This window comes from Marinobacter sp. C2H3 (assembly GCF_037080155.1).
Taxonomy (GTDB): domain Bacteria; phylum Pseudomonadota; class Gammaproteobacteria; order Pseudomonadales; family Oleiphilaceae; genus Marinobacter.
The window spans coordinates 354345-380319 of sequence record NZ_JBBBNZ010000002.1; the positions used below are offsets into that span (position 1 = coordinate 354345).

Annotated in this window: 25 protein-coding genes; 15 read left to right on the forward strand and 10 right to left on the reverse strand. The window is 64.1% G+C overall.

Going from position 1 to position 25975, the window contains the following annotated elements:
• Nucleotides 1-14: 14 nt before the first annotated feature.
• Entirely contained in the window at nucleotides 15-374 is a 360-nt protein-coding gene (gene clpS, locus V3388_RS06720) for an ATP-dependent Clp protease adapter ClpS (RefSeq protein WP_336366764.1), read from the reverse strand.
• Between the two features lie 400 nt (nucleotides 375-774).
• Here clpS and cspD point away from each other — a divergent pair, with 400 nt between their 5' ends.
• The 8 genes from cspD (at nucleotide 775) to V3388_RS06760 (ending at nucleotide 7841) form a co-directional block, all read left to right on the forward strand.
• Nucleotides 775-1068: a cold shock domain-containing protein CspD gene (gene cspD / locus V3388_RS06725; protein ID WP_336366765.1), complete on the forward strand. Its 294-nt coding sequence runs from the start codon at nucleotides 775-777 to the stop codon at nucleotides 1066-1068.
• A gap of 182 nt (nucleotides 1069-1250) precedes the next feature.
• Nucleotides 1251-1892 (forward strand): pseudouridine synthase, encoded by a 642-nt coding sequence (locus tag V3388_RS06730; RefSeq protein ID WP_336366766.1) that lies wholly within the window; start codon nucleotides 1251-1253, stop codon nucleotides 1890-1892.
• A complete protein-coding gene (locus V3388_RS06735; protein WP_336366767.1) occupies nucleotides 1889-2353 on the forward strand; it encodes an NUDIX hydrolase in 465 nt (154 codons plus the stop codon). The genes V3388_RS06730 and V3388_RS06735 overlap by 4 nt, the downstream gene beginning before the upstream one ends.
• Before the next feature lie 47 nt (nucleotides 2354-2400).
• A complete protein-coding gene (mnmA, locus tag V3388_RS06740) occupies nucleotides 2401-3522 on the forward strand; it encodes a tRNA 2-thiouridine(34) synthase MnmA (protein WP_336366768.1) in 1122 nt (373 codons plus the stop codon).
• The gene (gene hflD, locus V3388_RS06745; protein WP_336366769.1) at nucleotides 3519-4148 is read left to right on the forward strand and encodes a high frequency lysogenization protein HflD; all 630 of its coding nucleotides are present in this window, start codon (nucleotides 3519-3521) and stop codon (nucleotides 4146-4148) included. Before mnmA ends, hflD begins: the two co-directional genes overlap by 4 nt.
• A 120-nt stretch (nucleotides 4149-4268) precedes the next feature.
• Nucleotides 4269-5636 carry an adenylosuccinate lyase gene (purB, locus tag V3388_RS06750; protein WP_336366770.1) on the forward strand — a complete coding sequence of 456 codons (1368 nt, stop codon included), beginning with the start codon at nucleotides 4269-4271 and terminating at the stop codon, nucleotides 5634-5636.
• A 42-nt stretch (nucleotides 5637-5678) separates the two neighbouring features.
• The gene (locus V3388_RS06755; RefSeq protein WP_336366771.1) at nucleotides 5679-6839 is read left to right on the forward strand and encodes a cupin domain-containing protein; all 1161 of its coding nucleotides are present in this window, start codon (nucleotides 5679-5681) and stop codon (nucleotides 6837-6839) included.
• A gap of 36 nt (nucleotides 6840-6875) precedes the next feature.
• On the forward strand, nucleotides 6876-7841 hold the full coding sequence (locus tag V3388_RS06760) for a GNAT family N-acetyltransferase (RefSeq protein ID WP_336366772.1): 966 nt from the start codon (nucleotides 6876-6878) through the stop codon (nucleotides 7839-7841).
• Between the two features lie 16 nt (nucleotides 7842-7857).
• Here the strand turns inward: V3388_RS06760 and V3388_RS06765 are convergent, their stop codons facing one another.
• Nucleotides 7858-8868, reverse strand: coding sequence for a LysR family transcriptional regulator (locus V3388_RS06765; protein ID WP_336366773.1), 1011 nt, complete (start codon nucleotides 8866-8868; stop codon nucleotides 7858-7860).
• A 217-nt stretch (nucleotides 8869-9085) separates the two neighbouring features.
• On the opposite strand from V3388_RS06765, the gene V3388_RS06770 reads away from it, so the two are divergent.
• Nucleotides 9086-9856, forward strand: a complete 771-nt coding sequence (locus V3388_RS06770) for a hypothetical protein (RefSeq protein ID WP_336366774.1) — start codon at nucleotides 9086-9088, stop codon at nucleotides 9854-9856.
• Between the two features lie 64 nt (nucleotides 9857-9920).
• The gene (locus V3388_RS06775; RefSeq protein ID WP_336366775.1) at nucleotides 9921-12266 is read left to right on the forward strand and encodes a hybrid sensor histidine kinase/response regulator; all 2346 of its coding nucleotides are present in this window, start codon (nucleotides 9921-9923) and stop codon (nucleotides 12264-12266) included.
• Here the strand turns inward: V3388_RS06775 and V3388_RS06780 are convergent.
• Nucleotides 12252-12743 (reverse strand): glutathione peroxidase, encoded by a 492-nt coding sequence (locus V3388_RS06780; protein ID WP_336366776.1) that lies wholly within the window; start codon nucleotides 12741-12743, stop codon nucleotides 12252-12254. The genes V3388_RS06775 and V3388_RS06780 overlap by 15 nt on opposite strands.
• Before the next feature lie 321 nt (nucleotides 12744-13064).
• Here V3388_RS06780 and V3388_RS06785 point away from each other — a divergent pair, with 321 nt between their 5' ends.
• The 3 genes from V3388_RS06785 (at nucleotide 13065) to htpX (ending at nucleotide 15780) form a co-directional block, all read left to right on the forward strand.
• Nucleotides 13065-14279, forward strand: a complete 1215-nt coding sequence (locus tag V3388_RS06785; RefSeq protein ID WP_336366777.1) for a pyridoxal phosphate-dependent aminotransferase — start codon at nucleotides 13065-13067, stop codon at nucleotides 14277-14279.
• Nucleotides 14280-14341: 62 nt separating this feature from the next.
• Nucleotides 14342-14806, forward strand: a complete 465-nt coding sequence (locus V3388_RS06790; protein WP_336366778.1) for a hypothetical protein — start codon at nucleotides 14342-14344, stop codon at nucleotides 14804-14806.
• Between the two features lie 92 nt (nucleotides 14807-14898).
• Nucleotides 14899-15780: a protease HtpX gene (gene htpX, locus V3388_RS06795; RefSeq protein ID WP_336366779.1), complete on the forward strand. Its 882-nt coding sequence runs from the start codon at nucleotides 14899-14901 to the stop codon at nucleotides 15778-15780.
• Nucleotides 15781-15881: 101 nt separating this feature from the next.
• Here htpX and pdxB read toward each other — a convergent pair whose 3' ends face one another.
• Genes pdxB through V3388_RS06810 form a run of 3 tightly spaced genes read right to left on the reverse strand, consistent with a single transcriptional unit; the run spans nucleotide 15882 to nucleotide 18937 of the window.
• Nucleotides 15882-17039: a 4-phosphoerythronate dehydrogenase PdxB gene (pdxB, locus tag V3388_RS06800; RefSeq protein WP_336366780.1), complete on the reverse strand. Its 1158-nt coding sequence runs from the start codon at nucleotides 17037-17039 to the stop codon at nucleotides 15882-15884.
• 21 nt (nucleotides 17040-17060) lie between these two features.
• On the reverse strand, nucleotides 17061-18350 hold the full coding sequence (locus V3388_RS06805; protein ID WP_336366781.1) for a DEAD/DEAH box helicase: 1290 nt from the start codon (nucleotides 18348-18350) through the stop codon (nucleotides 17061-17063).
• Nucleotides 18347-18937 (reverse strand): elongation factor P hydroxylase, encoded by a 591-nt coding sequence (locus V3388_RS06810; protein ID WP_336366782.1) that lies wholly within the window; start codon nucleotides 18935-18937, stop codon nucleotides 18347-18349. Before V3388_RS06810 ends, V3388_RS06805 begins: the two co-directional genes overlap by 4 nt.
• A gap of 61 nt (nucleotides 18938-18998) precedes the next feature.
• Here V3388_RS06810 and dsbD point away from each other — a divergent pair, with 61 nt between their 5' ends.
• The gene (gene dsbD / locus V3388_RS06815) at nucleotides 18999-20882 is read left to right on the forward strand and encodes a protein-disulfide reductase DsbD (protein ID WP_336366783.1); all 1884 of its coding nucleotides are present in this window, start codon (nucleotides 18999-19001) and stop codon (nucleotides 20880-20882) included.
• A 33-nt stretch (nucleotides 20883-20915) separates the two neighbouring features.
• Here dsbD and tusA read toward each other — a convergent pair whose 3' ends face one another.
• On the reverse strand, nucleotides 20916-21176 hold the full coding sequence (gene tusA / locus V3388_RS06820) for a sulfurtransferase TusA (RefSeq protein WP_336366784.1): 261 nt from the start codon (nucleotides 21174-21176) through the stop codon (nucleotides 20916-20918).
• A gap of 48 nt (nucleotides 21177-21224) precedes the next feature.
• Nucleotides 21225-22301, reverse strand: a complete 1077-nt coding sequence (gene rlmM, locus V3388_RS06825) for a 23S rRNA (cytidine(2498)-2'-O)-methyltransferase RlmM (protein WP_336367292.1) — start codon at nucleotides 22299-22301, stop codon at nucleotides 21225-21227.
• Between the two features lie 168 nt (nucleotides 22302-22469).
• Between rlmM and V3388_RS06830 the strand changes: the two genes are divergently transcribed.
• Nucleotides 22470-24302 carry a sensor domain-containing diguanylate cyclase gene (locus V3388_RS06830; protein ID WP_336366785.1) on the forward strand — a complete coding sequence of 611 codons (1833 nt, stop codon included), beginning with the start codon at nucleotides 22470-22472 and terminating at the stop codon, nucleotides 24300-24302.
• A 42-nt stretch (nucleotides 24303-24344) separates the two neighbouring features.
• On the opposite strand, the gene V3388_RS06835 is transcribed toward V3388_RS06830, so the two are convergent.
• Nucleotides 24345-24992, reverse strand: coding sequence for an alpha/beta family hydrolase (locus V3388_RS06835; protein WP_336366786.1), 648 nt, complete (start codon nucleotides 24990-24992; stop codon nucleotides 24345-24347).
• A gap of 6 nt (nucleotides 24993-24998) precedes the next feature.
• A complete protein-coding gene (ttcA, locus tag V3388_RS06840) occupies nucleotides 24999-25814 on the reverse strand; it encodes a tRNA 2-thiocytidine(32) synthetase TtcA (RefSeq protein WP_442915629.1) in 816 nt (271 codons plus the stop codon).
• Nucleotides 25815-25975 lie beyond the last annotated feature (161 nt).

The window sequence follows — 25975 nt, forward strand, 5'->3', positions numbered from 1 at the left end:
CACCCCGCCGTCTGTCAGTCCGCACGTTCAATCTCGCAAAGGAGCGGATGTTCGCATTCCGAGGAATACTGGTTCACCTGTGCTGCCTTTGTTTCCGCGATGTCCCGGGTATATACCCCGCATACGGCTTTTCCCTGCGTATGGACGAGCAGCATCACCTGCGTCGCCTTCTCTTCGTTCATGCCGAAGAACGTCATCAATACGTCCACCACGAAATCCATGGGGGTGTAATCGTCATTCAGAAGCACCACCCGGTAGCGGGCTGGCCGCTTGAGCGCAGGCTTCTCCGGAGCGACGCTGACGTCGCCTTGACGACCCGGCTGACCGTCCTCCCCTTGATTCAATATTAGTCCAGATTGTTCGATCGTCCGCATGTCCTGTTACCGGTTACTCGGTTTCCACCGTTAAATGTGGTTGTCCGGCGGCCCGTTTTCAAGCACGGCGGGCGCCGGGGCGTGAGATATTTATCATTCCCGGCATGATACCGTTTCCAGACCGCGTGAAACCACACATCCACCCTATCGAAACTATTGACTGGCAGCCACGATTGGTCGAAAGTGACCGTGTATTGTTAAATAATGTAAACGTAAGCGCTCTTTTCGTAACGGAAGGCAGCGGGTCCAGGTCCGGAACCTGGCGCGTTGCCGGTGCCAGCCGGCACCCGGAGCGGCAAACGTGGACAGGACGTGCGCGTTAAGGCCAGCGTTCACGGCCACCGGGCGGACAGGCCGCCGGATAATAACAACTGACAGCGAAGGAACAGGGGAGTTCATCATGCCTACAGGCAAAGTGAAGTGGTTCAATAATGCCAAGGGTTACGGCTTTATCATTGAGGATGGCTGCAGCGACGATCTGTTTGCCCACTTCTCGTCCGTCCAGATGGACGGCTACAAAACGCTGAAAGCCGGCCAAGCCGTCACCTTCGACAAGAAGCCCAGCGACAAGGGCGTTCATGCCGTCAACATTGTTCCCGCCGAGGCGCCGGTCTCTGGCAGCAATACCGGCCGTGATGCCGACGCCCAGCACCAGAACTCCGACGGGTACGAGTCGCGGGCCGTGAACGCCTGACTCGTACGCCCTGCCACACACCGGGCCTTGGCGCCCCGGCCCGGTTATCGTAGGCTGTCGCCCCATGGATGGCAGCCATTACGGCTTTTTTTTTGCTCCACCCTGTCACCGCGGCATCGCACCCTGAGCCGCTCCTATCGTATGATCTCGCGACCGATTCACCGCAAACCAGGGTCCGATGCGTGTCCGAACTCCTGCTGTTCAATAAGCCGTTCCACGTGCTCAGTCAGTTCACCGATGACCGTTCAACCGGCACGCCACGGCGTACCCTGTCTGATTTTGTCACCCGCCCCGGCGTATACCCTGCCGGTCGGTTGGACTACGATTCTGAGGGCCTGCTCCTGCTGACCGCCGACGGCGCTCTCCAGCACCGCATTGCCGCCCCCGACAACAAAATGCCGAAGACCTACTGGGTGCAGGTTGAGGGCGCCATCACCGATGACGCCCTACGCCAGTTGGCTCACGGTGTGAACCTGAAAGACGGCCCGACGCGGCCGGCCCAGGCCGAGGCCCTGTCTGAACCGGACCTGTGGCCCAGGGTGCCACCGGTCCGCTACCGGGCCTCGGTGCCCACCAGCTGGCTGGCCCTTACCCTGACCGAGGGCCGTAACCGCCAAGTCCGCCGGATGACCGCAGCGGTCGGCTTTCCGACCCTGCGCCTGGTGCGCTTCCGCATTGGCCCCTGGGCACTCGACGGACTTCAGCCCGGCCAGTGGCGAGCCGAAACTGTGCATCTTCCGGGTCCATCAACGGCGCCCCGGCCACGGCGCTCGGGTGGCACCCCCCCAACCCACTCGCGACGGAGGCGAACGACACACCGATGACCGGGACACCTGAAGTCTGGACACCCCATGCCACCGTGGCCGTTATTGTGGAAGACCCCGACGGCCGGTTCCTGATGGTGGAGGAACACAGCGACGGCCGGATCGTTTTTAACCAACCCGCCGGCCACATTGAGGAAAACGAAGCGGTCCTGGATGCCGTCCGACGGGAAACCCTGGAAGAGACCGGCTGGGCGGTCGAGCCGAGGCACTTCCTGGGCCTGTACACCTATGTCGCACCCGCCAACGGCGTCACCTACTACCGTTTCTGCTACGCCGCCGACGCCCTCGAACGGGTCACGGAACAACTGGACGACGGCATTATCGCCGCCCACTGGCTTACCCTGGACGAACTGCGCGCGCAGCCCGACCGGTTGCGCAGCCCCCTCGTGCTGCGCTGCATAGAGGATTACCGCAACGGGCGCCGGTATCCCCTGGACGTGGTGGTGGACGAAAAGACGTAACCGGCGGCGAATGGTATGATGCGCCTTTTGTCCATCGCAGGGCTGATATGACGTCTGAACCCCCCATCAAAGCCCCGGAAGAGACCCGGGTAATCGTCGGCATGTCCGGCGGCGTTGACTCGTCGGTGGCCGCCTGGCTCCTGAAGGATCAGGGCTACCAGGTGGAAGGCCTGTTCATGAAGAACTGGGACGAGGACGACGGCACCGAATACTGCACCGCCATGACCGACCTTGCGGACGCCCGGGCGGTCGCCGATGCCATGGGCATTCACCTGCACACCGCCAGCTTTGCCGCCGAATACTGGGACCGGGTGTTCGAGCACTTCCTCACCGAGTACCGGGCCGGACGTACGCCCAACCCGGACATTCTGTGCAATAAAGAAGTGAAATTCCGCGCGTTTCTGGACTACGCCATTACCCTGGGCGCTGATTTCATCGCCACCGGCCATTACGCGCGCCAGCAACCCCTCGCGGACGGCACTGGCAAGGCCCAGTTGCTCAAGGGCCTGGACCCGAATAAGGACCAGAGCTACTTCCTGCACGCCGTCGCCGGCGACCGCATCGCCCGCACCCTGTTCCCCGTGGGCGAACTGGAAAAGCCAGAGGTTCGCCGCATCGCCGAACAGCAGGGGTTTGTCACCCACGACAAAAAAGACTCCACCGGCATCTGCTTCATCGGCGAACGCAAATTCCGGGATTTTCTCAAGCAGTACCTGCCGGCACAGCCCGGCCGTATTGAAACCCCGGACGGCCAGGACATCGGCGAGCATCAGGGCCTGATGTACCACACCATCGGCCAGCGCCAAGGCCTCGGCATTGGTGGCCTGTCCGAGTTCGGGGACGAGCCCTGGTATGTGGCGGGCAAGGACCTGGCGCGAAACGTCCTGATCGCCGTCCAGGGCAAGAACCACCCGATGCTGTTTTCCGGCGGACTGGTATCCGGCCCGGTGGACTGGATTCTGGGGGAAGCGCCGGCAACACGCTTCCGTTGCCGCGCCAAGACCCGCTATCGCCAGCCCGACCAGGACTGCGAAGTCACCGTCACCCAGACCGGGACACGGGTGGTCTTTGACCAGCCGCAGCGGGCGGTTACCCCGGGTCAGTCGGTGGTCTTCTATGACGGGGAGATCTGCCTGGGCGGCGCGGTCATCGAGGAAACCCTGTCATGAGCCAGACCCTTGAAGACCAGGCCCTGGCGCTGGCGGGGTTATTCCAGGCCGCGGCTCTTGTACGACAGATAGCCCACGAAGGCCAGTGCGACGACGCCAGCTTCGAGACCAGCATTCGCTCGCTGTTCGAAACCGACCCAGACACCACCCTCGATGTGTTCGGCGGCCAGCTCGGCAATCTGCAACTGGGGCTCGACACCCTCTCGGCCATCATGGCCCAGCGGAATCGCCCGGAAGACGCGGAGATCCTGCGGTACACCCTCGGGCTGGTCCAGCTGGAAGGCCAGCTTCGCAAGCGCACGGACATGCTTGAGGTCATCGGCAGCCGCATCGATCAGGCCCGCCACACCGCCAACCACTTTGGCTACCACCACGGCAACCTGATGGCGAATCTGGCGTCGGTCTACAGCGACACCCTGAGCACCTTCCGCCAGCGCATTCAGGTCACCGGCAACCCGGCCGTTCTGCAGCGGGAGGAGAACGCCGCCCGAATCCGCGCCCTGCTTCTGGCCGGCATCCGCTCTGCTGTGCTCTGGCGACAGTGTGGCGGCCGCCGCTGGCGCTTGCTATTCCAGCGCCGCAAGCTGATAGACCTGGCCAGCAACCTGGCCAAACAGGCCCGGTAATCCCGCCATCCGCCCGGTGCCGGAATCACCGCCCGGGCGCTGATTCACGGGGCCTGCTGGTGTATCATGTGCGCCCCACGCCCGTTTGATCCGATTCTTTGATGATTTGAGAGGTTTTCGATGGAACTCACCGCCCTGACCGCCGTTTCTCCGGTGGATGGCCGATACGGCAACAAGGTAGACGTCTTCCGCGGCATATTCAGCGAGTACGGCCTGATCCGCAATCGGGTGACCGTCGAAATCCGCTGGCTCCAGCAGCTGTCCCGGCACGCCGGCGTGCCGGAAGTACCCGCGTTCTCCGACGAGGCCAACCGTTTCCTCGACGCCATGGTCAGCGAGTTCAGCCTGGCGGACGCCGAGCGCATCAAGGGCATCGAGCGGACCACCAACCACGACGTCAAAGCCGTGGAGTACTTTATCAAGGAAAAAATCGCCGGCGTGCCCGAGCTGCACGCCGTCACCGAGTTCGTGCATTTTGCCTGCACCTCCGAGGACATCAACAACCTGTCACACGCCCTGATGCTGCGGGAAGGCCTGGACGAGGGCCTGCTGCCGGCCATGGAGCGGGTGGTGGCCCTGGTGGCCGATCTGGCCCACGCCCACGCTGACCAGCCAATGCTGTCCCGGACCCACGGCCAGACGGCTTCCCCCACCACCGTCGGCAAGGAACTGGCCAACGTGGTGTACCGGCTGCGCCGCCAGCTCGGCCAGATCCGGCAGGTGGAGCTGCTGGGCAAGATCAACGGCGCGGTGGGCAACTACAACGCGCACCTCTCGGCGTATCCGTCCGTGGACTGGGCCGCCAACGCCCGGGACTTCATCGAAGGCCTGGGCCTCGCCTGGAACCCTTACACCACCCAGATCGAGCCCCACGATTACATCGCCGAGCTGTTCGACGCCGTCGCCCGATTCAACACCATCCTGATCGACCTGGACCGGGACATCTGGGGCTACATTTCCCTGGGTTATTTCAAGCAGAAAACCGTGGAAGGCGAAGTGGGTTCCTCCACCATGCCTCACAAGGTCAACCCCATTGATTTCGAGAACTCCGAGGGCAACCTTGGCATCGCCAACGCGCTGTTTGACCACCTGGCGGCCAAGCTGCCCATCTCCCGCTGGCAGCGTGACCTGACCGACTCCACCGTGCTGCGCAATCTGGGCGTCGGTTTTGCCCACAGCCTGATCGCGTACGAAGCCACGCTCAAAGGCCTGGGCAAGCTGGAAATCAACCCGGCCCGGCTGAACGAGGACCTGGACCACGCCTGGGAAGTGCTGGCGGAGCCGATCCAGACCGTTATGCGCCGCTACAACGTCGAAAAGCCCTATGAAAAGCTCAAGGCGTTGACGCGGGGCAAGGCCATGACCCCGGAACTGATCCAGAATTTCGTCAATGGCCTGGACATTCCGGAGGCCGGAAAGGCCGAGCTGCTGGCGCTGACCCCGGCCCTGTACGTCGGCAACGCGGCCGCACAGGCCAAGGCGATCTGACCCAAGCCATTTGACCCAAGCCATCTGACCGGAGACGAGCCCATGAACCTGTTGGGCGGGCTGACCCCCGAGGCGTTCCTCAGGGACTACTGGCAAAAGAAACCGCTGGTGATTGAACAGGCGTTTCCGGGCTTCGAGTGCCCGGTCAGCCCGGACGAGCTGGCCGGGCTTGCCTGCGAAGAGGCGGTGGAATCCCGCATCGTGATCGAGAACGATGCGGGTAAGCCCTGGCAACTGCACAATGGTCCCTTCGACCCGGAGCGGTTCGAGCGCCTGCCGGAACAGGACTGGACCCTGCTGATCCAGGGGCTGGACCACTGGGTGCCGGAGATCGCCGACCTGCTGGACGCCTTCCGGTTCATTCCCAACTGGCGGCTGGACGACATCATGGCCAGCTACGCGCCCCGTGGCGGCAGCGTCGGCCCCCACTACGACCAATACGATGTGTTCCTGCTGCAGGCCCAGGGCCACCGGCGCTGGCATTTCGGCGGCCAGTGCGACCACACCTCAGGGCGGGTGCAGGGCACACCCCTGCGCATCCTGAGCGACTGGCGGCCGGAGCAGACCGACGTGGTGCTCGCCCCCGGAGACATGCTCTATCTGCCTCCCGGCGTTGGCCACCACGGCGTGGCAGAGGACGACTGCATCACCCTGTCCATTGGCTTCCGGGCGCCCACGGTGGACGACGTGCTCACCGGCTTTACCGATTTCCTGTGCAGCCGCAACGACGTGTCCCGACACCTGGCCGACCCGGACCTGACCGTTCAGGCCAACCCCGGGCTGATCGCTCCGCCGGTGATTGAGCGCCTTGACGGCCTGATCCGAGAGCAGCTGTCGGACCCGCGCCAACTGGCCCTGTGGTTCGGCCAGTACGCCACCGCTCCGAAAAACGCGGATATCGTGGTGCCCGCGGAGACCCCGGCCGCCGACGCCGACCTGGCCGAAGCCATCCGCGCCGGTGAGGCCCTGCGCTGGAACGAAGGCTCCCGGTTTGCGTACCATGACTTTGCGGACCAGACCGCCCTGTTCGTGGACGGCGAGCAGTACCTGCTCAACGGCGACGCCCGGGCGCTGGCGCCCCTGCTGTGCGCCGGTGCCCGGATCGACATGGCCGCCCTGGCGCCGCTGATGGACGACCCCGCCCTGGTGGGGCTGATGACCCGCCTCTACAATCAGGGCTCCGTGTACATCGATTCGCCGTAACGCTTCCGCATTGCGCTTCAAACGCCCCGAGGTGACATGACCCTTCGAATCCGACGCTACAGCTGGCAACTGGCCCCCGCCGCGGTCCGCGAGATTCGCCAGCGGGTGTTCATTGACGAACAGCGGGTACCGCCGGAACTGGAATGGGACAATACCGACGACATCGCCGATCACTATCTGGCGGTGCTACCGGACAACACCCCCGTCGCCGTCGCCCGGGTGTTCCCCGCGCTGGACGAAACCGGTCACATCGGCCGGATGGCCGTATTGCCAGAACATCGGGGACGGGGCGCGGGACTGGCCATGCTGCAGCACCTGATCCGGGAAACCGCGCCGCATTACGGCGAGCTGCGCCTGTCCGCCCAGGAGCACGCCATCCGCTTCTACCAAAGCTGCGGTTTTCACGTCTGCTCCGACGTCTACGACGACGCCGGCATTCCCCACGTGGACATGCGCTGCCTGGCTCCAGCAAGGATCAGCGAGGCGCTGGACACCCGCACCCGCCCGGCCCTGCTTGGGGAAGACGATGCGCCCTGGCTGTTCGATGCCGAGGACGACGGCCTGGCCCTGCTGGACAACCTGGTCGGCCAGGCTCGCCAACGGCTCTGGCTGTATGATCGCTGGCTGGGCCATGAAGCCTACGACCGGGGACGCTTCCGGGATTTGCTGTCCACCCTCGCCCGGCGCCATCGGCAGAGCGAGGTGCGGCTGTTGATCCACGATGACAAACCGCTGGTCAAGCGGCGGCACCAGCTGGTGGAGCTGATGCGGCGTCTGCCCAGCCACATCAGCCTGCGTCTGGTGAACACGGATTTGCCCTCGGAGGACCAGCCTTTCGCCCTGGTGGATCGCGACGGACTGTATTATCGCCATGGCTTTGACCGGCCGGACGGCTTTGCCAACTTCCATCACCCGGGCCGGGTCAAAGTGCTGGCCGAGAGCTTTCAGAGAATGTGGGATTCGGCGCGCCCGTCGGTGGAGCTTCGGGAGCTGCCCATCTGAACGACACGGCGGGCAATCAGCGCTCCGACTGATGCGCAGGCGGCCGTTCGGCAGCCTCGAACAGAGCGCCGAACGGCGCAAACTCCTGGTCCACTTCTTCCGCCACTTCCACAATCAGCCGCCGCAGCCACTGGTGATCGGTGTTGTGCTGCAGCAGCGGGCTCCAGGCCATCTTCAGCTCAAACGGCGGGATGTCGAACGGTGGCACCTTGACCAGCAGGTTTGAATTGTCCCGCTGAAGCCAGGCCGCCCGGGCCGGCAGGGTGGCAATCAGATCGTGCTGCTCCGCCAGCAGCATGGCCACCTGGTAGTGGCGCGTGAACACGGAGATCCGCCGCTTGCGCCCCATCCGGGCCAGCGCCTCGTCCACCCAGCCCAGGCGCTGCACGTCTTTCGGGTTAACCCCCACACCCACACCGAAGCCCGTTTTGCTCACCCAGATATGACTGGCGTCCAGGTAGGAGTCCAGCGTGAATGGCTCCCGCAGGATCGGGTTGCGCACGTTCATGAGGCAGGCGAAGGTTTCGGTCCACAGGGTTTTCTGGTGGAACGACTGGGGAATCTTGTCGAACCGGTTAATGGCCATGTCCAGCCGCCCCTGCTCCACGTCCAGAAAACTCACGTCGGACGGGGTCAGCACGTCCAGGGTGACGTTGGGCGCCTCCTGTCGGATGCGCCGAAGCACCCGGGGCATCAGGCAGGATTCGGCGTAGTCACTGGCCATGATGCGAAACACCCGCTGGCTCTCCAGGGCGGAGAACGGGGTTTTCTCCTGCACCGCCTGTTCGATGTCCGCGAGAATGGCCCGCACCAGGGGCTGCAGTTCCCGCGCACGCTCGGTGGCCGTCATGCCCTCACTGGTGCGCACCAGCAGAGGGTCGGCGAACAGATCCCGCAAGCGGCGCAGGCCATTGCTCATGGCGGGCTGGGTGATGCCCAAATGGTTGGCGGCCTTGGTGACGTTCCGCTCCCGCAGCAGAACATCCAGGTAAACAAGCAGGTTAAGATCCACACGGGACAGGTCCACAGGCGCCTCCGGGTTGCGGAATATGCATTCATCCTCGCAATATAGCGCAACCGATCAATTCATGAAATGAATGGAGCACCCGTTCACATTTCATCACGGACTCAATCCTGGCTTTCTGCTACGCTTATACGCACTTAATGAACAATATCGGCGGGTTGTGGCGTTTTTTTCACACGGCCCCGCAACCATTCCCTCCGGCGGAGTGTGAACCGAACCCATGGAAACCACATCGATCGTCCTGATTCTGGCGGTACTGGTCGCGATATCGATTGCGGTCATTGTCCTCAGCCAGATGCGCGAGAAAGCCCGAATTGCCCGGGCACGGAAGATCACGGCACTGGAAGACGCCTATAACCGGGCCAACCGCCTGTTGTCCGAAATTCCCGGCCAGTACCTGACCGCCGACATCAAACTGATCATACTCAAACGAATGGAAGATGCCTGCCAGCAACTGGCCGGCCTGAAGTCGGACCTGCCCATCCAGCAGTGGCGTGACAGCGCGCTCCAAACCAAGAAGGCGGTCCTTGAGAACCGGGACATCCGTCAACCTGTCAAGATCGATTCCCCCGACAAGTCCAACTACGTCAAAGAGCTACTGCAAACCCTGTTCCGCATGATCGAAGGCATGCATAAGGCCGGGGAACTCAGCACGGACACCGCCCGTAAGAACCTCAAGTACGTGCTGTTCCTGGTGCACAAAACCCACGCCGACCTGCACGTATTCCAGGCCCGGGATTACGTACGCCAGAACCAGATTCGCAAGGCCATTCACGCCTATCACCTGGCCAGTACCGAGATGGGCAAGTCCCGGGATAATCCCCTGGCGGTCAAGGCCGTCAAGAGCTTCCGGACCCGCATCAAGGAACTGGAAGCCATGAGCGCAGACGGCGTCGACAGCAGCACCGCCTCTCCATCCCGTCTGGACAAGGAATGGGACAGTTTCCTCCACGACGCCGAGTGGAAGAAAAAGGCGGACTACGACGACTGACCCTGTTACGCGCCCCGCCGGCGCAGGGAACCCGCCCGTTCGGCAACAAGGACCGTAACACCCCGTGCAAAACTGGTTTCGCAAGCGACTGTCGTACCGACTGACCCGGGACACCATCCTGGTGGCGATGGCCGTGGGCCTGGTGCTGAACCTGGTGCAGATTACCCTGGACTACTTCAGCGCCCGGGACGCCATGACGTCTGAGGTCCGGGCGCTGATGGACATCAGCCGGAGCCCGGCGGCGCAGATCGCCTATAACATCGACGTCCGGCTGGCCAACGAACTGCTCAGCGGCCTGCTACAGCATCCGGCCACCATAGACGCCCGCATCATCGACAATGACGGGCAGGTGATGGCCTCGGCGGCACGGCCAGCCAGTGACGCCGGTTACCGCTGGATCAGTGACGCCCTGTTCGGCGAGCGCCTGACGTTCAGCACGCCACTCAAGGTCCGACAGCTCAAGGACCTGCCCCTGGGCCAGTTGCGCATTACCATCGACACGTTCCACTACGGCCTGCAATTCCTGCAGCGAGCCCTGTACACCCTCGCCGGCGGGCTGCTCAAAAGCCTGGCGCTCGGCGGCGCCCTGCTCGCCATTTTCTATGTGGTGTTGACCCGGCCGATGCTGAACGTGATCCACGGCCTGAGCCAGGTCTCGCCCCGATCACCGGAATCGGTACGCCTGCCGGTGCCCCGTCAACACGAAGCCGACGAAATTGGCACCCTGGTGGGCATCGTCAATCATCACCTGGAAACCATTGAGTCCACCCTCGCCCAGCTCCGGAGCGCCGAAAGCGCCCTGAAAAACTACTCCACCCAGCTGGAACAGGAAGTGGCCGACCGGACCCGGGAAATCTCAGAGAAGAACGACGCGCTGCAGCGAGGCAACCGGGCCCTGGTTCGGGCCAAGGAGGACGCAGTCCGGCGGGCCCGGGCCCGGGCCAACTTCCTGGCCAGCATGAGCCACGAAATCCGCACCCCGCTGAACGGTCTGCTGGGCATGCTCGGGCTGGCCCTGGATGACGAGCTGGATGCAGCCCAGCGTAACCGCGTGGAGATTGCGCTGAAAGCCGGCGAGAGCCTGCTGGCGCTGCTGAACGACATTCTCGATATTTCCAAGGTGGAAGCCGGCAAGCTGGGGCTGGAAAACATCCCCTTCAGCATGCGCCAACTGATTGAAGAGTGCGCCACGCTCCACGCCCAGCAGGCCCGCCGCAAAGGCATTGAGCTGGTCACGGAAATCGACCCCGAGCTACCGGACCTGTTCCTGGGCGACCCCACCCGCAACCGACAGATTCTCAACAACCTGATCAGCAACGCGATCAAGTTTACCGAGCGGGGCCTGGTCCGGCTTCGGGCCGCTTACTCCGGGGGAAGCCTGCGCCTGGAAGTCATCGACACGGGCATTGGCATGTCCAGGGAGGGCCTGCACCGAATTTTCTCACCCTTCAGCCAGGCCGACGCCGACACCACTCGCCGATACGGCGGCACCGGGCTGGGGCTGACCCTCTGCCGCCAGTTGGTCGAACGCATGCACGGGCAGATTCTGGTGGACTCCCAGGAAGGCGCCGGTACCCACTTTACCGTGACGCTGCCCCTGCCGATTCATCAGGCCCGGGCGACCGTGTACAACGCCGCACACCTGGAGCACCTGCGGGAGACCGGCGTGGCCATGGCTATGCCGGAACAGCATCCCCACCGGATGGCCATTGAAACGCAACTGAGGGCCTGGCGCATTCCGGTCAGGGGCGCCAGCCGACACCCGGACGGGCTGTTGCTGATTGCTGCCGACGCTTCGGAGGAAACCGGAGCGTTCATCGGACAGTGGCGCGGCCGGGGCGTGGTGGTGGCGCAAGGCCTGACGGACCGGTCTACGGACGGCAGAGCGAACCCTGTGCTGAGCCTGCCGCTGCGCCGGGATGATCTGTTCCAGCGCCTGTGCGCCGGTGCCGGGCTGATGGCCCCGACACTGGCCGGGTCCCGGGCACTGCCACGCCCTGACGCGGCGTTGGCCAGCAGCAAACCGGGGTTGTCGATCCTGCTGGTGGAAGACAATCAGGTGAACCAGTTGGTGGCCAGCAGCCTGCTAAAAAAGCTGGGGCATCGGGTCGGCCACGCTGAGAATGGCGCCCGGGCTCTCGAAGTGCTCAGGCACCGTGCCTACGACCTGGTACTGATGGACTGCCAGATGCCGGTGATGGACGGCTACGAGGCGACCCGACAGATTCGCCGGACCCCCGGCCTCGAGCGGCTGCCCGTCATTGCGGTCACCGCCAACGTCATGCAGGGCGACCGGGAGAACTGCCTGGCCGCCGGCATGAACGATTATGTGACGAAACCCTACAATCGCGACGCCCTCGCCTCGGTGATCCGGCGTTGGGCGCCGGCCGAGCCATCAGGCACCCAGTAGTGCTTCGATATCCTTGCGGATGGCGGACGGCTTGGTGGTGGGGGGATAGCGCTTGGTAACCCGACCCTGACGGTCCACCAGAAACTTGGTGAAGTTCCACTTCACCTGCTCCGAGCCCATCAGGCCCCGCGCCTCTTTCTTGAGAAACCGGTACAGTGGGTGGGCCCCGTCGCCGTTGACCTCAATCTTGCCAAACATCGGGAAGCTGACCCCGTAATTAAGGCTGCAGAACTGGCTGATGGCGTCGTCGGTGCCCGGGTCCTGGTTCATGAACTGGTTGCAGGGAAAGCCCAGCACCTCAAGGCCCTGGCCGTGCAGCTCGTCGTAGAGCGCCTGCAGGCCTTCAAACTGGGGCGTGAAGCCACACTTGCTGGCGGTGTTTACAATCAGCAGCACCTTGCCGCGATAGTCCGCCATGCTGTGCTCCTGGCCCTTGATGTCCCTGACCGAAAAGTCGTAGATGGTCGCGTCTGCCACGTCCTGTTCTCCTGTATCGTCCGCTGGTACGGGGGGTGTTTGGGGAAAGCGCGTTCGCACGGGATTATTGTCCGGGATTGGCGAGGCAAATGCACCGCAGCGCGGGACAAAACAGGCCATTGGATGACAACCTCAACAAAATACGTGAACGGCACCCCCTAACACCGCCGTTTTTCGCCACAATTGATCATCTTTCCCCTGTTGAAGGGCCCGGCCGCTCCGCTAGAATAGGAAGTCATTGCCCCCGTGTCCGGGGCCAGTCAATCACACCATGCCGCCGGTCGCGGCGGACCCAAACGCACCCAAGGATCATCAGGCCCCATGCAGAACTACACCAAGTCCGCCAAGCTCGATAACGTCTGTTACGAAATCCGGGGCGTGGTGCTGCGGGAGGCCCGTCGCCTGGAGGAAGAAGGCCACAGGGTGCTGAAGCTGAACATCGGCAATCCGGCCGCCTTCGAGCTGGACGTCCCGGAAGAAATCCAGCAGGACGTTATCTACAACATGCACCAGGCCCAGGGTTACGTGGAGTCCAAGGGCCTGTTTTCCGCCCGGAAGGCGGTGATGCATTACTGCCAGCAGCGTGGCATCGACAAGGTCGATATCGATGACATCTATCTGGGCAACGGCGTCAGCGAGCTGATCGTGATGTCCATGCAGGCGCTGCTGAACACTGGGGACGAGGTGCTGATTCCGGCTCCCGACTACCCGCTGTGGACGGCCGCGGTGACCCTGTCCAGCGGCAAGCCGGTGCATTATCGCTGTGACGAGGCCCAGGACTGGTTTCCGGACGTCGATGACATCCGCAAGAAGATCACCCGCCGCACCAAGGCGATCGTGCTGATCAACCCGAACAATCCGACGGGCGCGGTCTACTCGCCGGACCTGCTTGAGCAGATTCTGCAGTTGGCCCGCGAGCATAACCTGATTGTGCTGTCGGACGAGATCTACGACAAGATCCTGTACGACGGCACCGAACACGTGTCCATTGCCTCCATGGCGGACGACCTGCTGTTCCTGACCTACAACGGCCTGTCGAAGAACTACCGCGCCGCCGGCTACCGCTCCGGGTGGATGATCATCAGCGGCGCCAAGCACCGGGCCACGGACTTTATCGAGGGCATCGAGATGCTCTCCAACATGCGCTTGTGCGCGAACGTGCCGGCCCAGCTCGCGATCCAGACGGCGCTGGGCGGTTACCAGTCCATCGACGACCTGGTGGCTCCGGGCGGACGGCTCTATGAACAGCGGGAAACCGCCTGGCGCATGCTCAATGACATCCCCGGCGTCAGCTGCGTGAAGCCCAAGGGGGCGCTTTACCTGTTCCCGAAACTGGACCCCAAGAAGTTCCCCATCGTCAACGATGAGAAGCTGGTGCTGGACCTGCTGCTGCAGGAGAAAATCCTGCTGGTTCAGGGCTCGGCCTTCAACATCGACGACAAGCAGCACTTGCGGGTGGTCTTCCTGCCCCGCTCGGACACCCTGGGCGATGCCATGGGCCGCCTGGGGCGGTTCCTCGGCAAATACCAGCAGTAACCGGGCCACCGTCGGACACAGGCGTGCCTGGCGGTATCCGGTTGGAAAAGGACATCGGGTTTATGGCAGACCTGCACATCGAAGAATTCTACCGGGACGCGGCCATCGGCCTGGCCCAGCTTTACAGCGCCTTTCCCCGGCCGGTTAACCTGTTCATCGAGGACATCGCCGGCCCGGACCAACCCGATGAATTTGGCCTGCACAGCAAGCGCCACATGGCCTGCTTTGGCGCCCTGCTTTGGCTGGCCGACGAAGGCCTGCTGCGGTATGTCGATACCATCCGACAGGACGCCCTCGACCAGGCGGTCCTGACCCGAACCGCGTTCATCCGCCTGAGCACACCCGCCTCGCCGGCGCTGGCCGCGGAAGCCGGGGTGCCGGCGCCGGACAGCGCCCTGCCCGTGTCCGTTCAGCAGGACCGTTGCACCTACATCCACCTGATCCGGGAGGCTCTGCGCAGCGGTCACTCCGAGCGTATCAGCCGCGTGGTTCAGGCCGCCTTTTTCAGCGATACGCGCCAACATTAAATCCCTGTAATATTATTGAACCGGCGAACCCCGGACGCATTATCCGGTCATAGGATCGCTGTGTTCCATTACTGGGAAATCAAGGAATTACCATGCGCATACTGCTCTTCCTGGCCACCAACCTGGCGGTCATTCTGGTGGCGAGTTTCACCCTGAGATTACTGGGTGTCGACTCTTACCTGGCGCAAAACGGTATCGATTACAGCTCCCTGCTGATCTTCGCCGCCGTGTTCGGCTTTGCCGGCGCACTCATCTCCCTGTTCCTGTCCAAGCCGATGGCCAAATGGAGCACCCGGGCTCAAGTCATCGAGTCGCCGCGCACCCCTGCCGAGCGCTGGCTGATGGAAACCGTGGCCGAGCTGGCTCGTAACGCCGGCATCAAGATGCCCGAAGTGGCGATTTTCCCGGCCACCCAGTCCAACGCGTTCGCCACCGGCTGGAACAAGAACGACGCGCTGGTGGCGGTCAGTGAAGGGCTGCTGCATCGATTCAACAAAGATGAGATCAAGGCCGTGCTTGGCCATGAGATCGGCCATGTGGCCAACGGCGACATGGTGACCCTGGCGCTGATCCAGGGGGTGGTCAACACCTTCGTGATCTTCGCCTCGCGGGTGATCGGTTCGTTTGTGGATCGGGTGGTGTTCCGCAACGAGGAAGGTCACGGCATTGGGTTCTTTGTGGTGAGCATGGTGGCCGAACTGGTCTTGGGTATCCTGGCCAGCACCATCGTGTTCTGGTTCTCCCGCCGACGGGAATTCCGGGCCGATATTGCCGGCGCCCGGCTGGCAGGCCGAGGTGCCATGATCAGCGCCCTGGCCCGCCTCAAGCAGGAGAGCGAAGCGCCGGACCAAATGCCGGACACTCTGCAGGCGTTTGCCATCAGCCGTGGCGCTCGCGGCGGTCTGAGCGCCCTGTTCATGACGCATCCCCCGCTGGAAGCGCGCATTCAGGCGTTGCAGAACGCCCAGCTCTGACGCCAGCTCATCCGCAGGTGCCGGGCTTCGCAAGGACGGCACCTGCGCTCAGGCCAGATCAACGTCGCCCGGCACCGCCCGGGCGACCTTCGTTCGGGCTATCAGGTTTTCAGCTTGAATCCAAGGGCCCGAAAATCGTCCTGAAGGGCGCGGCTGCTGCCTTTCAGCTGGATCTTCACACTCGACCATTCCCGACGAACCGGGTAATGCTTGCGCAGCCGGTCAAAGGCCAGGCCACGGGCATCCGGCGTATCGCCGGCCATGGCCCGGCGCAGACGGGCATCGTCCTGGCGCGGATCGTAGCAGGCCCGGAGGGCCGTCCAGAGCGCGCCCGGCGCGTCTGCCGAGCCGGTGAAACACAGCTTGCTCAGGGCGGGTTCCGGCAGGAACTGTCCGGCCTGCTTGCGCACGGGCAGCCCCAGGAAACGGCAAGCCGCCTGGTAGATCATCTCCGTGCCCTGCACTTTGCCTTCCAGGCTGTACCCCGCGATGTGAGGCGTTGCCTGCCACACCTGCTCCACCAGCGCCGGGCAGATTCGGGGTTCCTGTTCCCACACATCGAGCGCCACAAGGGGCGGGTTAGGCGCCGCCAGTCGCTGGCCAAGGGCCTCGCCGTCAATGACTTCGCCCCGGCCCGCGTTGATCAGCAACTGACCACCGTGCAGTCCGTCCAGCGCCTTGGCATCGAGCAGCTTCAGGGTGGGATGATCGCCGTCGCGGACCAGTGGCGTATGCAGGGTGACCACATCACAGGCGAGCACGTCCTCGAGGGCCACAAACGACGCCGCGCGGTCCGGTTCCCGGGCGGCCCGGGGCGGATCACACAGGCGCACCGTGAAGCCCAGCCGGGTCAGGGTATCGCCCAGACGGCCGCCCACGTTACCGGCGCCGACAATGCCCACCGAGAGGTCGGTCCAGTCTGTCAGGCCCCGCCGTTCCGCATAGAGCGACAGCGTTGAGACAACGTATTCCACCACGCTGTTGGCGTTGCAGCCGGGGGCCGCCGAAAACCGGATGCCAGCGCCGTCCAGCCAGACGCGGTCAATGTGATCGGTGCCAATGGTGGCGGTGCCAACAAACCGGACCCGGCTGCCAGCCAGCAGCGCCTCGTTCACCGGCGTCACCGAGCGGACCAGCAGCAGGTCCGCGTCCCGCACGTCGTCTGCGGTCATCTGACGGCCGTTGACCCGCCGGATCTCGCCGATGTCGGCAAAGAACGGCTCCAGCAACGGAATGTTTTCGTCGGCAACAATACGCATGGCAGCTCCGTTACCGGCCGATCAATGGCGCCGCGGGCGACCGCCGCCCCGGTTTCCCTGGGGCCGGCCGCCACCGCCACTGCTGCGGCGGCGCCCACGCTTGCGGGTGATGGGCGGGTTGTCCATGGTGGTCCGCAGGTCTTCCCCGGGGACTTCGGTTTTCAGCTTCTGCTGGATGTAGGATTCGATCGCCGGCAGCGCGAAAGCATCGTCCTCGTCCGCCAGGCTGATGGCCACCCCGGTGCTGCCGGCGCGGCCGGTGCGGCCGATACGGTGCACGTAGTCCTCGGCGTTCTCCGGGAGGTTGTAGTTGAACACGTGGGTCACACCGGTCACATGGATGCCCCGGCCGGCGACGTCCGTCGCCACCAGCACCTGGATGCTGCCCTTCTTGAATTGGTCGAGGGTTTTCAAGCGTTTGTTCTGGGCGATCTCACCCGACATCAACGCCACTTTCACACCCTGGTTCTTCAAATCCTCTTCCAGGTCACGGCACTGGTCCCGGCGGTTGGCGAACACGATGGCCTTCTCCACCTCCGGCCGCTTCAGGTAATTCACCAGGGCCGGCAGTTTCTCTTCCTCGCCCACAAGATAAACGGTCTGCTGGACTCGCTCCGCGGTCTTCTGCTCGGGCTCAATTTCCACGAACTCGGCGTTCTGGGTCCACATGGACGCGAGGTTGAGCACGTCCTGGTTAAAGGTGGCGCTGAACAGCAGGGTCTGGCGATGCTCTTTGGGCGTGCACTTGCGGATGATCCGCTTGACGTCGGGAATGAAGCCCATGTCCAGCATCCGGTCCGCTTCATCCAGAATCAGGATGTCGAGCTGGTCCAGGAACACGTCCTGGGAGCCGAGGAAATCAATCAACCGGCCGGGGGTGGCCACCAGGATATCCACGACGCCGTTCTGCAACTGGTCCCGCTGCTTGTCGTAGTTCATACCGCCGACCACGCTGACCACCGTGTGGCCGGTGTGCTGGCACAGCTGCTCGGCGTCCTTGGCAATCTGCAGCGCCAGTTCGCGGGTGGGGGCCAGGGCCAGTACCCGAGGCTCAGACGCGAACCGATCCTCGGCCGGTATCGGCGCTTCCAGCAGGGCCTGAATGGCGGTAATCAGGAACGCGGCGGTTTTACCGGTACCGGTCTGGGCCTGGCCAATGAGGTCTTCGCAGGCCAGGGTCCAGGGCAGGCTCTCGGCCTGAATGGGCGTGCAGTATTCAAAGCCGATGGCGGAAATCGCGTCCAGCAGACGCTTGTCCAGGTTCAGATCGCTGAACCGCAGATCACTGGTGTGTTTTGGGTCAGAGCTCATACCGCGTTGCAGGTCCTTGTTCGGTCAGACATCACATGGAACGGCCGCAGGCGGTTTACGTCGTCTTGCCAGGCACTGGCGAACGCCCGCCCGGTCCCGTAAAACGCCTGGAGCGTCTCGAAAAATTGTTGCCCGCGCTCGGGCAGGCCCTCGGCCAGGTAGGTCTCTGCCTGGCGTATCACGTTTCGCAGAAACCCGTCGGCGTCGGCGGCCCCCTGGCCGGACAGGTTATCCACGCTCAGGTGAAACCGGATACCGGCGGCCACGGAAAACAGCCACTCCTGGGCCTGGGGCTTGATTTCCGCCTGTTCGAAGGCCTGCTGCTGGGCCGGCGTGCGGCCGTCCGGGCAGTACCAGTAACCATAGTCCGGGAGCTGCCGGCGCCGGTGGCCGGCGATGCACCAGTGGCTGATTTCATGCAGCGCGCTGGTGAAATAACCGTGGGCAAAGACCACCTTCGCCAGCCCGTCAGGGCCGTCCGCAGGCAGGTATTCCGGTTCGCTGCCGCCTCTGACCAGAATGGTCCGGTGGGATTCCCGGAACAGGTCATTGAACAGCATGATAAGATCGTTTGGACTGTGGCTCATTGGTTGGCTATTGTGCGACTTTACCCGACGCAATACCAGACCAAGCCAAAGACTGGAGCCCATGACCGCACGACCCGCTAATGCCCGCCGCCTCTGGCCGGCGCTTGCCCTGACGCTTGTCGGCGTTTTCACGGCCCTGCCCGCGTACGCGCTCTCCCTGGGATCCTCATCGCCCTTTGGCGGCGCAGGTAATTTCCTGCCGGTGGATGAGGCCCTGGCGTTCAGCGATGCCAGCGACGGCAACCGGTTGACCCTCACCTGGACAGTGGCAGACGGCTACTACCTCTACAAAGACCGGATCCGCGTGACCCCGGCCACCGACGGCGTGACCTTGGGCACACCAACCTTCTCTGCGCCGGGCGAAGTCACCGAAGACGACTATTTCGGCACCGTGACCGTGTTTCGCCAGCCAGTGACCGCTTCGGTGCCGGTGACCCTGCCCGAGGGCGCGTCCGAGGCCACCGTGCGCGTGACCTATCAAGGCTGCGCGGAAGCCGGCCTGTGCTACCCGCCCCAGACCCGGGAGGTGTTGTTCTACCCCGGTGACGGCGCGGCCACCGCGGCCGCCGAAACCGCCTCCGGGAGCGGCTCGGGCTCGGCGCTGCCGGAGAACACCGAGAGCGCCACCGGCCTGGCCGGCCTGCTCAGCCGTCAGTCCCTGTGGGTGGTGGCGGGCCTGTTCTTTCTACTTGGGCTTGGACTGACCTTCACCCCCTGCGTGCTGCCCATGGTGCCGATCATCGCCTCCCTGGTGTCGGGCCATAACACCCGCAGTACCGCCCACGCCCTCGCCCTGGCCCTGGCCTATGTGTTCGGCATGTCGTTGACCTACGCGGCGGCCGGGGTGATCACCGGACTCCTCGGCGCCAGCTTCAACCTGCAGGCCCAGCTTCAGTCCCCCTGGGTACTGATTACCTTTGCCGTGGCGTTCGTCGCGTTTGCCCTGGCGATGTTTGACGTCTATGAGCTGCAGTTGCCGCGCTGGCTGCAGGACCCGCTGAACGCCGCCAGCCATCGACTGAGCGCCTCACGCCTGGCCGGGTTGTTCGGCATTGGCGCGCTCTCGGCGCTGGTGGTTTCCCCTTGCGTATCGGCGCCCCTGGCCGGCGCCCTGCTGTACATCTCGACCAGCCAGGATGCGCTGGGCGGCGGCCTGGCCCTGCTGGCCCTGGGCCTCGGCATGGGGGTTCCGCTGATTCTGGTGGCGGTTGGCGGGCGCCGGTTCCTGCCGTCCACGGGCCACTGGATGGCGGCGGTCAAACGGTTTTATGGCGTGCTGTTGATGGCCGTGGCGATCTGGCTGCTGGAACGCCTGATACCGGCCTGGGCGACGCTCGCCCTGTGGGCACTGCTGGCGACGGTGACCGGGGTCCAATTGGGCGCCTTTGAGGCCGCCCATCCTGGCTGGCCTCGCACCCGCAAAGCCCTGGGCCTGGTGCTGTTTGCGTACGGCCTGGCGCTGCTCGCCGGTGCGGTGACCGGCGCCCGCGATCCGCTGCGACCACTGGCACCGTTTACCAGCGCTGCTGCCGTGGCTCTACCGGCCGGGTCCACGAAGGCGGCCGGCCGTTCAGAATCCGGTTTCGAGCGATTCCAGTCGGTGGCGTCACTGGATCAGCGCCTGGCACAAGCCCGGGAGGAAGGCCAACCGGTGATGCTCGATTTCTACGCCGACTGGTGCATTTCCTGCAAGGTCATGGAGCGGACCGTGTTCCAGACGCCGGAGGTGCGCCAAGCCTTGGCGCCCTTTGCCACCCTGCAGATCGACATCACCGATAACACCCCCGAGCAGCAGGCGCTGCTGAACCGATTTTCGCTGTTCGGGCCGCCGGCGATCCTGTTCTACAACGGTGACGGCGACGAGTTGCCAGCCCAGCGGGTGCTGGGGGAAATGGACCAGCCGGCCTTCCTGGCCCACCTCAGGCAGGTATCCGCCGCGCTGTGACCCGGCCCGATTCGCCGGGCGCTTGCCTGCGGCTTACTCGCCCCGGCGAATGCGGAACACAAATCGCTCCCGTCCGTTGTCGTCCTCGACAGTCTGGCTCAGCAGCTCGTGGCCAAGAAACTGGCAGAAGCGGGGAATATCCCGGTTGGTGGACGGGTCCGTGGCCAGTACCCGCAGCACGGCACCGGGCGCCAGATCCGCGATGCGGTTGTGCAGCAGCATCACGGGCTCCGGGCAAAACAGCCCCTGGGCATCCAGCTCCTGCTCGTTCGTCGGATGGTTGTTCTCAGTCACTCGCGTGCTCCTCTGGGCAGCGGAATGGAGAGGCAGCGCCCGTCAGCGCTACGAATCCCGTCGCTCAATAAAACAGGTAATTTCTTCTCTGTCGTGGTAGAGGTGGCGTGCCTGCAGACGGAACGGGATGCCGGCGTCCAGCAGGCCCTGCTCCAACCGCTCCCGGCAAACCAGCCATTCCTCGTAGCGCTTTTTCATGGGCAGTTTCAGGTTGAACACGCAGTACCGGCATAGCCCGGCGGCGAACCACTCAGTCACCAGGCTGACGGTCCGACGGGGCTGGTCCACGATGTCACACACCATCCAGTCAATGGCACGGCGCGGCCGCCAGGTGTAGCCATCCGCCCGAACATGCTCCACCTGCCCGCTGGCCATCAGCGCTTCGTTCATCGGGCCATTGTCCACCGCATACACGGTCATGCCCTGGCGCACCAACTGCCACGTCCAGCCGCCTGGTGCCGCACCAAGGTCCGCCGCGTGCTTGCCCCCGCCCAGGTAATCCAGGGACTGCTCCGGTGGCAGGAAGACCTTCCACGCCTCCTCCAGTTTCATGGCTGACCGGCTCGGGGCGGACGATGATAGCCGAAGCCGGGGAATCCCGTTCACGTCCCGGGACCGGTTTGCGGCCAGACTGTATCCCAGCCAGCCGCCCTCAAAGCCGGTCAGGACAACCTCAAGGCGGCCGTCGGCATCCGCGTCCACCGGCGCCAGCAGGCCGTTATCCCGCAACGCCCGGGACAGGGGCGCCACCCACTTGCGGGCGAAATTGCCCAGGTCCCGATCGGTGTTGTTTTCCGGCAGGCGCACCTCCACCCGGGCGCAGCGGGGAAGCGCCGCTGACACGTCTCGCACGGTGGCCATCGCCGCCCCCACCCGATCCTGCGCCGGCAACGCCAGGGGTGCGACAACCACCAGCCAGTCCCGGACAAACACCAGTTGATGGACAGACACACGGGCCAGCAGCACCGACGCCGTCTCTGGCCCCGGCAAGCTGAACATCACCAGCCCCCGATCCCTCACTGGCTCAAAATACCCGAACACGCCCGCCTCGCCGGCGACGTCCATCAGTTCGCGCCCGGCCTCGGTTTCAAACCCCGGGCGGCAGAACGCCAGTAGCTGCTCCAATCCACCGTCGCTCATACCTGGCGTTCCACGATCATGCTTGTACCTTCCATCGTCGATTCGGTCCTCACCGGGCCGGTGTTAACGGCACCGCAAATTTCAAACTGTTTAACAGCCGGGCCTGGCACCTTGCGCTACACTCGGGGCTCCTGTCATCAACGGATGCCCCGCATGTTGCCACTGCCCCGGCTGTTCTGCGCGCTCGTGCTGCTGTTGCTTGCCGGTCAGGCGCTGGGCGCCGTGGCTCCCTGCCCCGAGCTGAACGTGGCCAGTGCTTCGGGCCGCAGCGAGCTGATGTACTATGTCTGCTACGGCATCGCCGATCCGGGCCAGCCTGGCTATCAAGCCAGGACCCCGGCGCAGTTGCCGGCGCAGTTCGGCTGGACGCCGGCCCGCGGCCACGAGCTGGTGTTCAGCCATACCGAGTCCGTTTACTGGCTCCGGCTGCATCTGGACAACCCAACCAGCCGGGATGGCCTGTGGTTCCTGAAACTGGAGTATCCGCTGCTGGATCAGGTGACCTTCTGGCAGAGTGAACCCGATGGCACTGTCCGGAGCATTGATACCGGCGACCGTTCCCCCTTCCTGTCGCGGGGCATAGATTATCGGCATTTCCTGTTCCCCGTCACCCTGAGGGCGGGTGAAACGTCCGAAATCACCATCCGGGTCCACAGCAGCGGGGCGTTGAACATTCCCCTCAGCCTGGAAACGCCCCAGAGCGTGATTGAGTCCAGCAACCACCTGAGCCTGAGCCACGGGATCTTCTATGGCGCCGTCGCCATTTTTGCGGCGTTCAACCTGTTGCTGTTTTTCAGTTCTGGCACGTTCTATTATTTTTACAACGCCTTCTACATGGCCAGCATGGGGCTGTTCCTGTTCGCCATGGGCGGCTTTGCCAACCAGTATTTCTGGCCCGGCTCACCGGACTTTGCCAACACCGCCATTCCCCTGCTGCTGGGCTGTTGCGCGCTGGCAATGACCCTGTTCGGCCGGGCGTTCCTGGAAGTGGCGCCCGGCACGGTGGCGGACCGCACCCTGAAAGCCCAGGCCTGGGCCTGCGCCGGCTTTTTGCTGCTCACCCTGGTGCTGCCCTACGACCGTACCATTGTGCTCAATACCGTGCTGGCGCTGGCGGTCATTGCCAGCCTGCTGGTGTGTGCCGCCGTGCGCTGGCGCCAGGGGTATCAGCCGGCAATCTGGTACCTGCTGGCCTGGATGGTCATGCTCACCGGCGCGCTGATCTACGCGGTCGCGGCCTTTGGCTACATGCCCGATTTCGTGGCCACCGAAACCCTGATGCAGATGACCATTGGTGGCCAGGTCATTCTGCTCAACTACGCCATGGTCCAGCGCTGGCGCCTGCTGAACCAGAAACTGCTGGACGTGGAGCACAACGCCCGCACCGAGCTGGAATACCAGGTGCATGAACGCACCGCCCAGTTGCGTACCGCCATGCTGGACCTGGAGCGAGCCAACCGGACCCTGGCCCGGCTCTCGGTCAACGACGCCCTGACCGGACTGTACAATCGGCGGCACATGGACAACTGCCTGCCGGAACTGTGCGCCGAAGCCCGACGCAGCGGCAGCCCGCTGACACTGGCGTTGATTGATGCGGACCGGTTCAAGACCATCAACGATACCTGGGGCCACGGCTTCGGGGATGTCTGCCTGCAGCGGATTGCCGACGTGCTGGCCCGCCATGCCCGCCGGCCACGGGACATTGCGATCCGTTTTGGCGGGGAGGAATTCGCGCTGCTGCTTCCGGTCACCGACCAGGCCGGTGCCGCCCGGGTCTGTAACGCCATTCTGGACGACATGCGCCGGATTCGCCTGGAGGCACCGGACGGCGCTGAGGTCATGGTCACCCTGAGCGCCGGCGTGGCCGAACTGATTCCGGACGAGGAACCCCAGGCGCTGTTCCAGCGTGCCGACGACGCGCTCTACCGCGCCAAGGCCGAAGGCCGGGACCGGGTGGTGATCACGGATACCGCCCTGATCGAGTGACGATCGCCCCGGGAAGGGGTTTGCCGGCCTCCGGTCCTTTCGCTAACCGGCCATAAAACGGGCGGCTACGCCGGCCGCCGTCTCAATCAGTGTTTGCTGGTTCCGGTTGCTGCGGGCCAGGGGTTTGAAATCGTGGTTGCCGCCCTCCAGCCAGAACAGGTCGAGACGGCCCAGATCCGGCGCCGCCGCCTGCAGCTCGTCGGGTTTGCCGAACGGGTCCCGGGTGCCCTGGACGATCAGCCCCGGGCACGTAACCGCCGGAAAATGATCCACCCGCCAGCGATCCAGTCGGCCCGGGGGATGAAACGGGTACCCAAAACACACCAGGCCGTCGACCCCGGGCTCAGCCTCGCTCGCCAGCAGGCTGGCCATCCGCCCGCCCATGGATTTCCCGCCAACCCAGATCCGGGCACGGGGCCCGCACTCGGCCCGGACGGCCTCGATCATTGCCCGGAAATGGGCCAGCAATACGGGCGCCCGGTCCGGCGGCCGCTTACGGCCGTCCTCCCGGCGTTTTTGCATGTAGGGGAATTCAAAGCGGGCGGTGTCTACGCCCTGGGCGGCCAGCGCGGCGGCCAGGGACGCCATGAACGGGGAGTCCGCCGGGGCACCGGCCCCGTGGGCCAGCAGCAGTATCTGGCCGGCGTTGTTTGCCGCCGGGGCGGCCGGGTTCCAGAGCAGATTCGTCATGGTCATTCAGAGGTTGAGCACATCCAGGCGGCCATACTGTTCCGGTGCCGCGTCGGCCGGCTCGGCCGTGGTGACGGCCTCAGGCTCGCCGCCTCGCCGGCGCCCTTCCCTGAAATCGTACAGGGAGGGATCCGCCAGATGGGACGGCTCCACGTTGCACAGGGCCCGGAACATGGTTTCAAGGCGGCCCGGGTGCTGTTTGTCCCAGCCCTGGAACATCTCCTTGATCACCTGCCGCTGAAGGTTTTCCTGCGAGCCGCACAGGTTGCAGGGAATGATCGGAAAGGCCCGCAACTCGGCGTAGCGGGCGATGTCCTTTTCCCGGCTGTAGGCCAGCGGCCGAATCACGGTGTTGCGGCCGTCGTCGCTGTGCAGCACCGGCGGCATGGACTTGAGTTTGCCGCCATAGAACATGTTCAGGAACAGCGTTTCGAGCAGGTCGTCACGGTGATGACCCAGGGCAATCTTGGTAACGCCGTGAGCCTCGGCAAAGTTGTACAGAATGCCCCGCCGCAGCCGGGAGCACAGGCCGCAGGTGGTCTTGCCTTCAGGCACTTTGTCCTTGACGATGCTGTAGGTGTCCTTCTCGACAATGTGATATTCGATGCCCAGCTGCCCCAGGTACTCCGGCAACACATGCTCCGGAAAACCCGGCTGCTTCTGATCCAGGTTGACGGCGATCAGCTCAAACCGGACCGGCGCGCTCTTCTGCAGGGCCATCAGGATGTCCAGCATGGCGTAGGAGTCCTTGCCGCCGGACAGACAGCACATCACCTTGTCCCCCGCCTCAATCATCGAGAAATCGGCAATCGCCTGGCCCATTTCCCGACGCAGACGTTTCTGGAGCTTGGCCAGCTCCTGCGACGCCGAAGGCGCCTGTGGCTCGTGTTCCTGGAAGGTAGCGATGCTCTGGGACATGATTATCCGGTTGTCGACTGCGTTGAGCCGGGCATTATACGCGGGGTACTCCGCCCTGCACAGAC